Genomic DNA, 13,804 nt, shown 5'->3' with positions numbered 1-13,804 from the left:
CGACGACTCCCACCGATCGCCTCTCACAAATCCGAAACAAGGTGGGATAACCTAATGAGTGATACCAAACCGCTCGAACCAGCCGCTGATATCGGCGACTACTTAAAACTGGGCGCATGTACTGCCGTCATGTCGCAACCGATCATGAGTTACGCCTTGGCGGCCGGCCCCAGCATCGGCGCGCAAACTGGGATCGGGATCCTATACGATCTCGTCAAGTACACCGCGCCGGCCTTTATTTTTGGCATTCTTTACACGACGACGCGGACAACGATCGCCAACCGCGAACTGACCTATGGCCACTACTTGAAAAACATGTGGCACGCGCTTTTCGTCCCGACCATCTGGTGGACGCTCATCTATTTACTCGTGATGCCGCAGATGCAACAGGTCAATCAGTATCACGACCTGGGCTCTTTTTTGTGGCACTTTGTCAACGGGAACGCCGCGCCACACCTGTGGTACAACACCATGATGTTGCAATTCATCATCTTGATGCCGTTGTTTTGGGCGATCGGACGCTGGTGTGGGCACAACGCCAAGCGTGGGTTGGTGACGGCCGGCGGCGCGATCGTCATCGCAGCACTATGGCTATGGTTTTATGACACCCAGGTGTTCAACGGGCCGCATGCAAGCGACTGGTACCTGTTTGACCGGCTGTTCATCAGCTTCTTTATCTATGGGATCTTTGGCATGCTCGCTTGGCAATACCGCGACCGCTTTAACCGCGCCATCATGACTTGGTGGCCGGCGATCGCTATCGTTTTCGTCGCGACTTTCTGGTGGACCAACCACGAATTGTTCAGCTACGGCTTCCCGGTGCAACTCGGCAACGCGCCGTATTACAAGCCTTCGATGACCCTTTATGATCTCGCGGCGATCGGCTTGTTCTCAGCGTTGTGTCTGTATCAGGTCAAGGCCCAGCGCCCGTTCACCAAGTTCGTCCACAAGTTTGCCGATTTTGCTTACAAAGCATATCTCTCCAATGTGTTTTGGTCCCAGTGCCTGTGGCTGGCATTCGGCAAAAGCCTTGCGACCAGCAACCCCTGGGCCGGGATCCTGGTCGTCTACGTGCTGACTTGGAGCCTGTCGTTTGCTTCCGCATTCGGCCTGCACGCCGTGTGGGTCCGTGTCAAACCAATGATTTTCAATTCTAAAATGAAAGCCGTCGATCCGACCACAAATGATGATTTGGCTGAGTGATGGGCTGACGGATCCTAACGGGCATTCGGAGGTCAACTGATGAAAACAAGCAAAATCGTGCCACTTGCCGCTGCTACGGCCTTATTGGCGGCATACCACCAACCGCTCGGCCGACGCAACTAGGCTACCTCAAGCTCTGGACCCCGATTTTTCGAGCCCGCCTGACGCAACTGTTGGATTAGCGCGGATCAACGCCAGTTTTCCGTAAGGTTTCTCAGAGACGAGAAGCCTTTTTTCATTGTGAATTTTGGTTAAGCTTGCCTGGGTCTGCGTTGACATCAATGCCTTGTGCCTTATACTGATGGTAGTTTGCAACCATAAGGAGGAGCGTTTATGTCACGAGCTTTGATCGTCGTCACCAACCACGCCCATTTTGACGGCACCGACCGCGCGACCGGCGTCTGGTTTTCAGAAGTCGCCCATTTTCACGATGTGATGAATCAAAACGGCGTCACGGTCGATTACGTTTCCCCAGAAGGCGGGTTCGTGCCGCTGGATCCGGCGTCGCTGGCGGAAGCCCAGCTTGATGCCCTCAGCTGGCAGTATTACGGCGACGCCAGCTACCGGCAAAAATATCTGGCCAAGTCGTTTACCCCGATTCAAGTCGATCCCACCGTTTATGATCTGATCTATTTTGCCGGCGGCCATGGCGCGATGTGGGATTTCCCCAACAACCAAAGTCTGGGCAATATCGCCAATGCCATCGCCCAGCAAGGCGGCATCGTCGCGGCGGTCGGCCAAGGCATCGTCGGGCTCCTGGCGATGGGCGATTATGTCCAAGGCAAGCGCTTGACTGGTGACCTCTATGAAGAAGAACCCCTCAAAGGCGCCGGGGCACAATTTGTTCCAGATGAGCAAGTCGTCGTATCAGGTCGCTTGATCACCGGCCAAGACGCGCAATCCGCGCACCAAATCGGCATCGAAGCCGTCAAGCTTCTACAAGACGTCTGAACACTCGGCCATCACGGTCGAGTTTTTTTGATTAGCGACAGTCTTTTGGCAACATTGAACATCCATTCTTCATGGCTTATACTGGATACAACTTACAAAATATAAGGAGGCAATTTATGTCTAGAGCTTTGATCGTGGTCACCAACCACGCCCGCTTCGATGGCCGCAACCGGGCAACCGGCCTGTGGTTGTCTGAAGCCACCCATTTTCACGACGTCATGAGCCAAAACGGCATCGCCGTCGATTACGTTTCCCCCGCCGGCGGCTTCGTCCCGCTGGATCCAGGATCGTTAGCTGAAGGGCAAATGGATGCGCTGAACTGGTCGTATTATGGCGACAGCAGCTACCGGCAAAAATACCTCGCCAACTCCCTGGCGCCCAACCAAGTCGACCCTGCCGCCTATGATCTGATTTATTTTGCCGGCGGCCACGGCGTGATGTGGGACTTCCCGCACAACGCGGCCTTGGGCACGCTTGCCTTGACGATCTATCAACAAGGCGGCATCGTCTCTGCCGTTTGCCACGGCGTCGTCGGCTTGCTGACGATGAGCGACTTCATCAAGGACAAGCACCTCACCGGCTTCACCAACGAAGAAGAACGTCTCAATCAGCTGACCGACGCGGTGCCGTTTTTGACTGAAGACGCGTTGAAAAAGGCCGGCGCAGACTTCAGCGAAGCGAAGGCTTACACAGAACACGTCATCATCGACAAGCGCTTGATCACCGGCCAGAATCCGCAATCCGCACATCAAGTCGGTGTTGAGGCCGTTCGTTTACTCCAGGGGGCATAAAATTTTGGCAAACTTCAATCAATCACTCACATTCAAATCCGGCGTCACTATCGCCAACCGGTTGGTCATGTCACCAATGACGACGCAGCAAAGCTTCTATAACGGCACCGTCACCCGCGATGAGATCAAGTATTATGCCGATCGGGCTCGCGGCCTCGGCGCCATCATCACCGGCGCCGCCAACGTGCAAGACAGCGGCAAAGGCTGGCCCGGCGAGTTATCGATCGCCAACGACCAGATGTTACCAGAGCTGCACGCCTTGGCCACGAGCATTCAGGCTCAAGGTGCCAAGGCCTTCGTCCAGATTTTTCACGCCGGGCGCATGACCAACAGTGCAACGCTGGGCGGCGTGCAACCAGTTTCCGCTTCGGCGGTGGCTGCTGAGCGTCCCGGCGCCGAGACACCACGCGAAATGACGGTTGATGAAATCCACGAGACGATCAAGGCCTTCGGCGACGCCACCCGCCGCGCGATCGAAGCCGGGTTTGACGGGGTCGAACTCCACGGCGCCAACACCTACTTGATCCAGCAGTTCTTCTCTCCGCATTCCAACCGCCGCACCGACGACTACGGTGGCAGCCGCGAAAACCGCTACCGGTTCATCGCAGAATTGTTGCAAAGCGTTTTTGCCGCCGTCGACACTTACGCAGATCATCCATTTGTCGTCGGCTATCGCGTTTCCCCAGAGGAGTTCGAAACCCCTGGAATCCGGTTCGACGACACCTTATGGTTGCTGGCACAACTCCGCGACTCACGGCTCGACTACTTACACCTCTCCTTGAACGCATACGACCGCGTTGCCCGCGATCCTAAACATAACGCCAAGCCGATGCTGGCTTACGTACACGACGCGTTGCAAAACAAGCTCCCGCTGATCGGCGTCGGCGGTGTCCGCACCCGCAAAGACGTCGAAGCGGTGCTCGAAGACGCTGAAGTCGTCGCCGTCGGCCAACAACTCCTCTTCGACCCCACCTGGGCAACCAAATTGTTGCAAGGTGCAGACGACGCCTTCTTATCCGTCCCCTTCGCCAAAGCCGTCGACTTCACGCCGTTGAATACGCCGTTGCATAACTTTTTAGCGGCGAGATACTAAACCAGAGCGAAGTGGCGCGCTTTTAGCGGGTCGGGTAGCCTAGCCATCATGATTGGGGCGTACTTTGCCCCGAACATGATGGCGTAGCTAGCCGCACCCGCGTTGCGCCACGTAGCTCGACGAAACCAGAGCGAAGCAAAGCGGGCTTAGCTGGGAGTTTAAGACAGGTTGGGCTTGGTGCGGCAAAGCCGTGCCATGACCGACATGACTTAAACAGCCCAGCGTTGCTTTGCGCAGCTCGCCGAAGAAACCAGAGCGAAGCAAGCCGATTTTAGGCATGTGCATAAGGCGGCTTGGGTGCGTGCCGGCAACGCCGGTGCGTGACCGAGACGACTTATGCGCGATGCCGTTGGCTTGCGTAGCTCGACGAAGAAACCAGAGCGAAGCAAGCTGATTTTAGGCATGTGCATAAGGCGGCTTGGGTGCGTGCCGGCAGCGCCGGTGCGTGACCGAGACGACTTATGCACGATGCCGTTGGCTTGCGCAGCTCGACGAAGAAACCAGAGCGAAGCAAGCTGATTTTAGGCATGTGCATAAGGCGGCTTGGGTGCGTGCCGGCAGCGCCGGTGCGTGACCGAGACGACTTATGCGCGATGCCGTTGGCTTGCGTAGCTCGACGAAACCAGAGCGAAGTGGCGCGCTTTTAGCGGGTCGGGTAGCCTAGCCATCATGATTGGGGCGTACTTTGCCCCGAACATGATGGCGTAGCTAGCCGCACCCGCGTTGCGCCACGTAGCTCGACGAAGAAACCAGAGCGAAGCAAAGCGGGCTTAGCTGGGAGTTTAAGACAGGTTGGGCTTGGTGCGGCAAAGCCGTGCCATGACCGACATGACTTAAACAGCCCAGCGTTGCTTTGCGTAGCTCGCCGAAGCAAGCGTAAAACTTGCGCCATCAAAAAACTTGCGCTAACATTAATTTATCTATAAGCGTCACGGATCCTTAGTCCTTACTAGGCCTAAATTCGTGACGCTTTTTTTGTTGCATCTGATCAAAATGCAATTGATACTATGAGTATCATGATCGATAACCTGAGGTCGTTGGGAGGTCATTTCATGTTTTCAATTATCATGCAACATACGCACCACAAAGCCCGCATCGCGTTTTTCCTGGCGCCTTGCATCATGCTTGGCGAAGTCTTGTGTGACCTGCAACAGCCGACCTTGATGTCGCAGATCATCGATGTCGGACTGGCAAAAGGCGACGGCCGTTACGTCTTGACGCACGCGGCGTTGATGCTGATGTTTGCGCTGTTGGGTCTGGCTTGCGGGGCCAGTTGTGGGGCGCTGGGCAGTTTTGCCTCACTTAAAATGGGCGAATCCCTGCGTAGTGAGATGCTCGACATTGCCTTGCTGTCGCGCGATCCTGAAGGTCTGCCGCCGGCGACCTTGATCACCCGGATCACTAACGACGTCACTCAGATGCAAAACCTGGTGATGATGGTGACGCGTGGCATGGTGCGCTCGCCGCTCTTGTTGATCGGTGGGGTCGTCATGTCTGTCATTATCTGTCCGAATCTCGCGCCAATTTTATTTGTCATCATGCCGATCCTGGTGGTTTTCCTGCTGGTCGTCGTGCGCCGATCGATCCCCAAATACACCACCATGCAACAGGCGGTCGATCGTGTTAACCGCAGCATGCGTGAGAACCTTCAAGGCGCTAAAACGATCAAGTCTTACGTCTTGGAAGACCACCAGCTGACCCAGTTCAACGGCGATAACCAACACCTACAAACCACCAGCCAAGACGCCGCGATGGCGACGGTCATGCTGGCGCCGGTCATCCAGTTTCTGTTGAACCTCGGCGTCGTTATCGCCTTGGGTTACGGTGGCGACCTCGCCATCGCCGGCAGCATCTCCAACGGCCAGATCATCGCCTTCGTTAATTACATGATCCAGATCACGACCGCGATGATCCAAACCGTCAATATCATCACGGCCTTTTCCCGTGCGATCACCAGCGCCACGCGGGTCCAGGCCGTGCTCGACGAAGCGGCACCGGAGCCGGCCGCAACCGCCGCGGCGCCGCAAGACGCCAGTGTGGTTTTTGAAGACGTCAGCTTCGGTTTCGACGAGAGCCTCCCGATCCTCACCCATATCAGCTTCACCGTCCCTGCCGGCACCACGCTGGGTATCGTCGGCCCCACAGGTGCAGGCAAAAGTGCTTTGATCAACCTGCTCACGCGCACCTATGACGGCTATTCCGGAACCATCCGCATTGGCGGCGTCGACATCCAGAAGTTATCTTTGAACACCGTGCACGATCATATCGCCGTCGCGTTCCAAGACGCCGTGCTGTTTTCCGGCACCATCGCCAGCAACCTGCGCTACGGCGCCCCGCAAGCGCCAGTCGCGGCGTTGCAAAAAGCCAGCGACATCGCGGCGGCCAGCGAGTTCATTACCCCACTGGCGGCAGGCTTTGATGCCCCTGTCGAACAGCGCGGCAAAAACTTCTCCGGCGGCCAACGCCAGCGGTTGAATCTCGCGCGGGCGTTCGTGCCTGACGCGGATATCGTCGTGCTCGACGACGCCACCAGCGCCGTCGACCAAGAGACCAACGCCGAGATCCGCAACCGCTTGGCCAAAGCCCGCCAGCACCAGACGACCTTGATCATCTCCCAGCGCGTGTCTAACGTGATGGCTTGCGATCAGATCATCGTCTTGCAGGCCGGCCAGATCACTGCCACCGGCACCCACGATCAGCTGCTGGCCAACTCGCCATTTTACAAACAACTCGTGACCGCACAGCTTGGAGGTGGCCGTTATGCAACTGAATAGACCACACCGCAACATTCACCGGGAAAAAGTGGCCGTGGGCGACTGGCAAACCACCGTCAAGCGCCTGTGGCACTACCTGGCGGCCATCCGCATGCGGCTGGTGATCGTGTTCTTGTTGACGCTGGTCACCACGGTCGTCACGATCGTCGGCACGCGAATCAACGGGATCGTGATCGACCGCTACATCGGCCACGACCTGCTTCACACCTTGATCGTCGTGTGTGTTGCCATGGCCGTCGTGTACCTGATCGCCAGCGTGTGCATCTATTTTCAAAACGCGATCATGATCGCCGTGGCCCAAACCACTTCCGCGGCGATCCGCCACGACGTTTTCGCCAACTTGCAGCGGCTGCCAATGCGCTATTTTGACACCCACGACAACGGCGACGTCATGAGTCGGCTGACCAACGACGTCGACAACATCAACACCGCGTTGATGCAGACCTTCGTGCAGCTGTTTACCGGTATCATCAGCATCATCGGCATGGGCGCGGCAATGCTGTGGCTGTCCCCGATCCTGTTTGCCATCACCTTGCTGGCGACGGTCGCCACCTATTTGTTCTCCCGCGGCATTGCCAAGCTGACACAAAAGGCCTTCATGACCCAGCAAACCGCGCTGGGTAGCCTCAACACCCAGATCGAAGAATCGGTTTCCGGCAAGCAGGTCGTTCAGCTGTTCGATCATCACGACGCTACCATGGCGACCTTTGACGCGACCAACCGCGACTACACCCAAGCGGCCTTCCGCGCCCAGGCGTTATCAAGCATCATCGGTCCCTTCAACAACATGACCAACAACGTCGCGTACCTGTTGATCACGGCAGTCGGTGCCGTGTCGATCCTCAGCCACCACGGCGGCATCACGGTCGGCGTGATTTTCACGTTCTTGATCTACCTGCGCAACTTCACCGGCCCGATCAACAACTTGCTGGATTTGATCAACACACTGCAGCTGTCGCTGGTTTCTGCTCAGCGGGTCTTCGCTTTGATCGACGAAACGCCGGAACAAGACGCCGCTACTGCGGTCGCTGTCACGTCGACTCGCGGACTCGTGCAGTTCGATCACGTCAGTTTCGCCTATGACGCAAGCCGCCCGATCTTACACGACATCAACCTGGTTGCCCATCCCGGCGAAGTCGTCGCCTTGGTCGGACCGACCGGTGCCGGCAAGACGACGATCATGAACCTGTTGACCAACCTTTACCCGCTGGAATCCGGGCGCGTGCTGCTGGACGGCGTCGATGTCACTTCTATCAAACGCGCGGCGTTGCGGCGGCTGATCACGGTCGTCCAACAGGAATCGTATCTTTTTAGCCTGTCGATCAAAGAAAACATCCGTCTCGGCCGCCCGGAAGCATCTGATGCTGACGTTATCGCCGCCGCCAAGGCCGCCAATGCAGACACCTTCATCACCCAACTGCCAGACGGTTACAACACGCAACTAGTCGAAAACGCCAACACCCTGTCGCAAGGCCAGCGCCAATTGCTCAGCATCGCGCGGGCCTTCATCACCCAGGCCCCGATCCTGGTGCTTGACGAAGCCACCGCAGCGATCGACTCCAACACGGAACAACACGTGCAAGAAGCGATGAGCCGGCTCATGCAAGGGAAAACCAGCTTCGTCATCGCCCATCGGCTCGCCACCATCCAGGCTGCAGACTTGATTTTAGTCATCAACGACGGACAAGTCGTCGAACGTGGCACCCACGCCAGCTTATTGGCCCAAAACGGCCTGTATGCGAAGCTGTACAACAGCCAATTTGATCTCAACGCCTGAGCACTACCTCGTAAAATCTCTGAAGAAGTTTACTGAGAATTTATCAGCCAGCTTGGGTGCGTGACCGAGATGACTTAGCCGCAATCGCGACCGTCGCTAACAGACCAGGTTAGGGTCGAGACTGACCAGATCGATCGGCTTCTTTGAGTGCTTGCCGCCACCGGCCACTTAAATAACCACTCATTGCAAACAGCTTATTTGAGCTGGCCTGAAATAGCAAAGTCGTGGTCCGATTTCGTCCCGTGACTTTGTCGTGCCATCATGCTACCAATCATCAACGTTGAACGAAAAGCGACAGCGTATTTAAATAACGGAATATTCTTACGATTTTATGATGGCAACTACGCACAAGTGGAATCTGTTATGTCGTTTGTTCCCGCCACATCAACAAGGTTCAACCTGCTTTCTGAAATTATCCTCACCCTCTAGCCACCACTAAAAGTAACACGGTCCAATTCACAGCTGATAACCCTTGCCACGCTTGGATTTTGTCACGATTTATTTTTGCAAAAATAAGGATCGATTCATGTTGACGCTAGAACGCAACGCGTGTTATTGTCGGAATATTAGTGGTTTTAACCGCTGATATGGGGGAACTAAATATCATGACGCTTACCTTCTTCGGTCAGCCCCAGTATTCTGGGAAGCTGGCTTCTGACGTTGTCGGTTATGAACTGCTGATCAGACAACGTGTCGGTAACCATTGGCTACTACCGACCGATTTGACGGCTTTGCCGCCGGCACCATTCGAGCGCTTGCTCAGAGAAGCGATCTCAAGCCTGCCAACAATGCCAGCGCATATTTCACTTAACTTAGAGCGTCGCCACTTCGTTGATCCGCGCTTTCTCGAAATGATCTTGCATGTCCAAGCAGACACGACCGCTCGCTTGACCGTCGAGCTGACGGAACGCAACGATACGACCGTGAAAAACCAAGAGATCATTGCCACCGCCCGCCGGTATTTTGAGGCCGGTATCGATTTGTGTATCGATGATATCGGGCTGGGTGACAACTTGCCGGGATTCGTCGAGGCGCTATCGCCTTACGTCTCGAGCTACAAGTTTAACCTACAAAATCTCCGGCAGTTGATGCCCGATTGTGACATCGACGAGCGCTTCTCATTTTGGTACCAGCACGCCCAAGCGCGCCACAAACAATTCCTTGTCGCTGGGATCGAGTCGCTCGATGAAATCACGAAACTGCGTAAACTCAAGGCTTGTGACATCGTTCAAGGCTACTACTTCGGGATTCCGGTACCACTTAGCACCTCTGAGGACTAAAAAAACCAAGCGCGATCACGCTTGGTTTTTTTGCTACTTAGAATTCTTCATAAACCGCCGGGTCTTGGTTCTTGATGCGTCCGTCTGGCTTGGTGAGCCCATCGATGGCCGCCATGTCTGCCGCGCTGAGGGTGAAGTCAAACACGTCAAAGTTCTCCGCTTGGCGGCTAGGCTTAGCCGACTTGGGAATGGCCAGGTTGCCGTGCTGCAGATCCCACCGCAAGACGACTTGGCCGACAGACTTATGATGCGCGTCTGCGATCTGTTTCAACAGCGGCTCTTGCAAAAGCGTCGTGCCACGACCCAGCGGGCTCCAGGCCCCGGTGATGATCCCGCGTTCTTGGTTGGCTTGGCGTTGGGCCGCCTGATTGAAGTAAGGATGCAACTCGATTTGATTCAGCGCCGGCGTCACGCCGGTTTCTTTGATCAGCCGATCCAAGTATTCCGGCAAGAAGTTGCAGACCCCGATGCTGCGCACCAGCCCGAAGCGTTGCGCATCGATCAATGCCTGCCAGGCTTCCACGTATTGATCCCGCTTAGGATTCGGCCAGTGCAACAGGTAGAGGTCAAAATAATCCAACCCGCTGCGATACAAGCTTTCTTGCAGCCGCTCAATCGCGTCTTGGCGATGATAATAGCGGCCCGGCAGCTTCGACACCACCGTCAGCTCACTGCGCGGCACGCTGGTCCGGCGGATGGCCTCCCCAACCGCACCTTCGTTTTCATAATTATACGCGGTGTCGAGCATGCGATAGCCGCGATCAAGCGCCGACACCATCGCGGTGACACCGGCGGCACCGTTGAGTTTATAAGTCCCAAATCCCAGCTGCGGCACGAGGTTGCCGTCATTCAAGCGATACGTTTGCATATCCAAAGACTCCCTTCACGTCTGGTCTTACTACGCAAAGCTTAAGCTAGCCGCTTGGGGATGTCAACGTTTGTGAAAGCGGGTCCAGACTATGGCGATTTGTCCCTGGTTCAGCGTCAAAAAGCGTGAGATATCAAGATTTTCACGGAAAATGGAACAAATCTACAGATTTCTGGAACGAGTTCTTTTAACGTGAACATTTTTTCAGAAAACGTCTCTCACGGAATGCTACAATAGTTTCCAAATAAGGAGTGTACGTGATGGAAAATGAAGTAAAGTTCGCCAAGCACATGGCTTTGATCGGGCGGCTGGGGTCGCTGTTGTCGATTGCCATGTATGTGTCGTATGTCCCGCAAATCATGAACAACCTGGCTGGTGCCAAGGGCAATCCCTTGCAGCCGCTGGTTGCCGCCATCAACTCGGCGCTGTGGTGTGCTTATGCTTTGATGCACAAGAAAACCGACTGGCCGATCCTCATCGCCAACGCCCCTGGCATTGTGTTCGGGCTGGTGGCATTTTTAACCGCAATCTAAACTCGCAAACACCGGCGCCACCCGATCTGCAACTTGATCGGGTGGCGCCGGTGTTTTTGGCCTGCTGCAAGTCGCCTTGTACGAAGGTTGAGCGCCGTGATATAATGTTCATGAATTCCACATCTGGTTTTGAAAACCAGAAGAAAGGTATATTCCTATGACGACAATCAAACTCGTGACCGATTCTTCAGTGCAATTGACCGACGCAGAAATCGCCAAATACCACATTCACGTCATCCCCTTAACCGTGATGATCGACAACACCATCTATATCGACGGCGAAACCATCAGCCGCACTGAATTCATGACCAAGATGGCCGCCGCGAAGACCCTGCCCAAAACCTCGCAACCGCCGATCGGCCGCTTCCTCGAAACCTACAACGCGCTGACCGCTGATGGCAGCGAGGTCTTGTCGGTCCACATGCTAGCCGGGCTTTCCGGCACGGTGAACGCCGCGCACCAAGCCGCAGAGATGGCTGATGGCCAGGTGACGGTCATCGACTCCGATTTTCTGGATCGCGCTTTGAGCTTCCAGCTCATTGAAGCCGCCAAAATGATCGCCGACGGTGCCGCAATGCCTGAGATCTTGGCAAAGATGGCCTTAGTGCGGGCGCGCACCAAAGTGATGCTCGCCGTCGACAACCTCGACAACCTGGTCAAAGGCGGCCGGCTCAGCCGCGCAGCCGGCGCGCTGGGGTCGTTGCTCAACATCAAGGTCATTTTAGAAGTCGCCAACGGGCAGTTAAGCGTCTTGCAAAAAGGCCGCGGTAAAAAAACCATCCACCGCTTTACAGACGGCCTGCTCGCCCAACTGACGCAAACCGAGCACCTCGAAGCCGTCGGGATTTCCTTTGCCGGCAGCGACACCTATCCGCAGACGCTGGCGACTAAGCTGCGCGCGGCCATCCCTAACCTGCCGGTCGTTGTGCGGCCGACCTCGCCGGTGATCGCCACCCACACCGGTGAAGGCGCGTTTGCCGTGATGTATTACACCCATTGATCGCGCTTTTCTTTCAGTGGTGAACGCGCTATCATTGAGGATAATCATTCTCTGGAGGTAACGTAATGCCTGCAATTTTTGAGTTACAAGCTGTCGGGTTCACCACTGACGATCAGCCGCTGCTCACAGACATCAACTTGACGGTAGCGCCTGGTGAATTTGTCACGATCGCCGGGCCTTCTGGTGCCGGCAAGAGCACCTTGTTGCGCCTGCTGGCAACGCTGTTGACCCCGACCAGCGGCACCATCATCTATAACGGCCAACCACAAGCCGACTACGACAAGATCACTTACCGGCGCGAGGTCTCGTATTGTTTTCAACAGCCCAGCCTTTTCGGTGAAACCGTGGCGGATAACCTCAGCTTTCCGTTCACGATCCGCAAGCAAGCCTTCGATCAGCAACAGGCCGAAGCGGCGCTTGCCAGCGTCGACCTGCCGGAAGCGATGTTGAGCAAGCCGATCACCAGCCTTTCCGGCGGGGAAAAACAGCGCGTCGCCTTGATCCGCAACCTCTTATTTCCGCCACGAGTGCTGTTGTTAGACGAGGTCACCACCGGGCTGGACGCCGCCACCAAAGGCATCGTCCACCGGCTGATCGAAGCCCTTAACGCCAAAAAAATGACCATCATCGCCGTCACCCATGACGACGCGGAAATCGCCGCCGCCCATCGCCTCATCCAGGTCGTCGGCGGCAGATTGGAGGTGGCATCATGACCAATCATCTGATCGTTACGCCCACCGCGCTAGGCTTTGCGGTGTTGCTGGTCGCCATCGCGCTGGTCATCAACTTCAAAGAAAAAATCGGCTTAGGCAAAGACTTGCTGATTGGCGTCATCCGCGCCGTCATCCAGCTGACAGTCGTCGGTTATGTGCTGACTTACATCATCAAGGTCGATCGCGTCTGGCTGACATTGTTGATGGTCGCCATCATCATCTTCAATGCGGCTTGGAACGCCCGCGGCCGCGCCAACGGCATCCCCCACGCCTTCATCATCAGCCTGGTTGCCCTCACGGTGGCAACCGTGGCGACGCTGGGGTTGCTGGTGCTCGCCCATGCGATCGCCTTGGTGCCCAGCCAGGTGGTGCCGGTCACGGGGATGATCGCCTCCAACGTCATGGTTGCCATCGGGTTGTGCTACCGCAACCTGAACAGCAGCTTCCATGACCAGCGGCAGTCGGTCTTGGAGATGCTCGCGCTCGGGGCCAACCTGAAGCAAGCTTCCATCGCCATCGTCCGCAACGCCATCCGCACCGGCATGGCCCCGACCATCGACTCCGCCAAAACCGTGGGGTTGGTCAGCCTGCCGGGGATGATGTCCGGACTGATTTTTGCCGGCGTCGACCCGACCAAAGCCATCATGTACCAGATCATGGTGACGTTCATGTTAATGGGATCGACCAGCTTGGGCAGCGTGATCGCCTGCTACGCGGCATATCCGCAATTTTATAACGCTGACATGCAGTTGCAGACGCCTAAGACAAAGTGATTTTATTGCAAACCACAAACACCGGTACCGCCCTCTCGTAGGGGGCGG

At 56.1% G+C, this 13,804-nt stretch carries 12 protein-coding genes; 11 read left to right on the top strand and 1 reads right to left on the bottom strand.

Annotation, left to right across the window (positions count from 1 at the left end; translation table 11 throughout):
* Positions 1-54: 54 nt before the first annotated feature.
* The 7 genes from ACYVRB_RS03595 (at position 55) to ACYVRB_RS03565 (ending at position 9,869) form a co-directional block, all read left to right on the top strand.
* On the top strand, positions 55-1,203 hold the full coding sequence (locus tag ACYVRB_RS03595; RefSeq protein WP_461213602.1) for an acyltransferase family protein: 1,149 nt from the start codon (positions 55-57) through the stop codon (positions 1,201-1,203).
* Positions 1,204-1,536: 333 nt separating this feature from the next.
* A complete protein-coding gene (locus ACYVRB_RS03590) occupies positions 1,537-2,154 on the top strand; it encodes a type 1 glutamine amidotransferase domain-containing protein (protein WP_461213600.1) in 618 nt (205 codons plus the stop codon).
* A gap of 116 nt (positions 2,155-2,270) precedes the next feature.
* Positions 2,271-2,945 carry a type 1 glutamine amidotransferase domain-containing protein gene (locus tag ACYVRB_RS03585; RefSeq protein WP_461213598.1) on the top strand — a complete coding sequence of 225 codons (675 nt, stop codon included), beginning with the start codon at positions 2,271-2,273 and terminating at the stop codon, positions 2,943-2,945.
* A 4-nt stretch (positions 2,946-2,949) separates the two neighbouring features.
* Positions 2,950-4,038, top strand: coding sequence for an NADH-dependent flavin oxidoreductase (locus tag ACYVRB_RS03580; protein WP_461213597.1), 1,089 nt, complete (start codon positions 2,950-2,952; stop codon positions 4,036-4,038).
* Between the two features lie 1,052 nt (positions 4,039-5,090).
* Positions 5,091-6,812, top strand: a complete 1,722-nt coding sequence (locus tag ACYVRB_RS03575; RefSeq protein WP_461213595.1) for an ABC transporter ATP-binding protein — start codon at positions 5,091-5,093, stop codon at positions 6,810-6,812.
* Positions 6,799-8,589 carry an ABC transporter ATP-binding protein gene (locus ACYVRB_RS03570; protein ID WP_461213593.1) on the top strand — a complete coding sequence of 597 codons (1,791 nt, stop codon included), beginning with the start codon at positions 6,799-6,801 and terminating at the stop codon, positions 8,587-8,589. Before ACYVRB_RS03575 ends, ACYVRB_RS03570 begins: the two co-directional genes overlap by 14 nt.
* Positions 8,590-9,194: 605 nt before the next feature.
* Positions 9,195-9,869: an EAL domain-containing protein gene (locus ACYVRB_RS03565; protein ID WP_461213591.1), complete on the top strand. Its 675-nt coding sequence runs from the start codon at positions 9,195-9,197 to the stop codon at positions 9,867-9,869.
* A 37-nt stretch (positions 9,870-9,906) separates the two neighbouring features.
* On the opposite strand, the gene ACYVRB_RS03560 is transcribed toward ACYVRB_RS03565, so the two are convergent.
* Positions 9,907-10,737 (bottom strand): aldo/keto reductase, encoded by an 831-nt coding sequence (locus ACYVRB_RS03560; protein WP_461213590.1) that lies wholly within the window; start codon positions 10,735-10,737, stop codon positions 9,907-9,909.
* A gap of 260 nt (positions 10,738-10,997) precedes the next feature.
* Here ACYVRB_RS03560 and ACYVRB_RS03555 point away from each other — a divergent pair, with 260 nt between their 5' ends.
* From ACYVRB_RS03555 to ACYVRB_RS03540, 4 genes are all read left to right on the top strand, one after another.
* The gene (locus ACYVRB_RS03555) at positions 10,998-11,270 is read left to right on the top strand and encodes a SemiSWEET family transporter (RefSeq protein ID WP_461213589.1); all 273 of its coding nucleotides are present in this window, start codon (positions 10,998-11,000) and stop codon (positions 11,268-11,270) included.
* Positions 11,271-11,427: 157 nt separating this feature from the next.
* A complete protein-coding gene (locus ACYVRB_RS03550; RefSeq protein ID WP_461213588.1) occupies positions 11,428-12,270 on the top strand; it encodes a DegV family protein in 843 nt (280 codons plus the stop codon).
* 65 nt (positions 12,271-12,335) lie between these two features.
* Positions 12,336-12,983 (top strand): ABC transporter ATP-binding protein, encoded by a 648-nt coding sequence (locus tag ACYVRB_RS03545; RefSeq protein ID WP_461213587.1) that lies wholly within the window; start codon positions 12,336-12,338, stop codon positions 12,981-12,983.
* Positions 12,980-13,756, top strand: coding sequence for an ABC transporter permease (locus tag ACYVRB_RS03540; RefSeq protein WP_461213585.1), 777 nt, complete (start codon positions 12,980-12,982; stop codon positions 13,754-13,756). The genes ACYVRB_RS03545 and ACYVRB_RS03540 overlap by 4 nt, the downstream gene beginning before the upstream one ends.
* The last annotated feature ends 48 nt before the right edge of the window (positions 13,757-13,804 follow it).

The organism is Lacticaseibacillus boliensis (genome assembly GCF_054784775.1).
The sequence above is the reverse complement of the archived record's forward strand: the minus strand, read 5'-3'. Positions and strand labels throughout refer to the sequence as shown.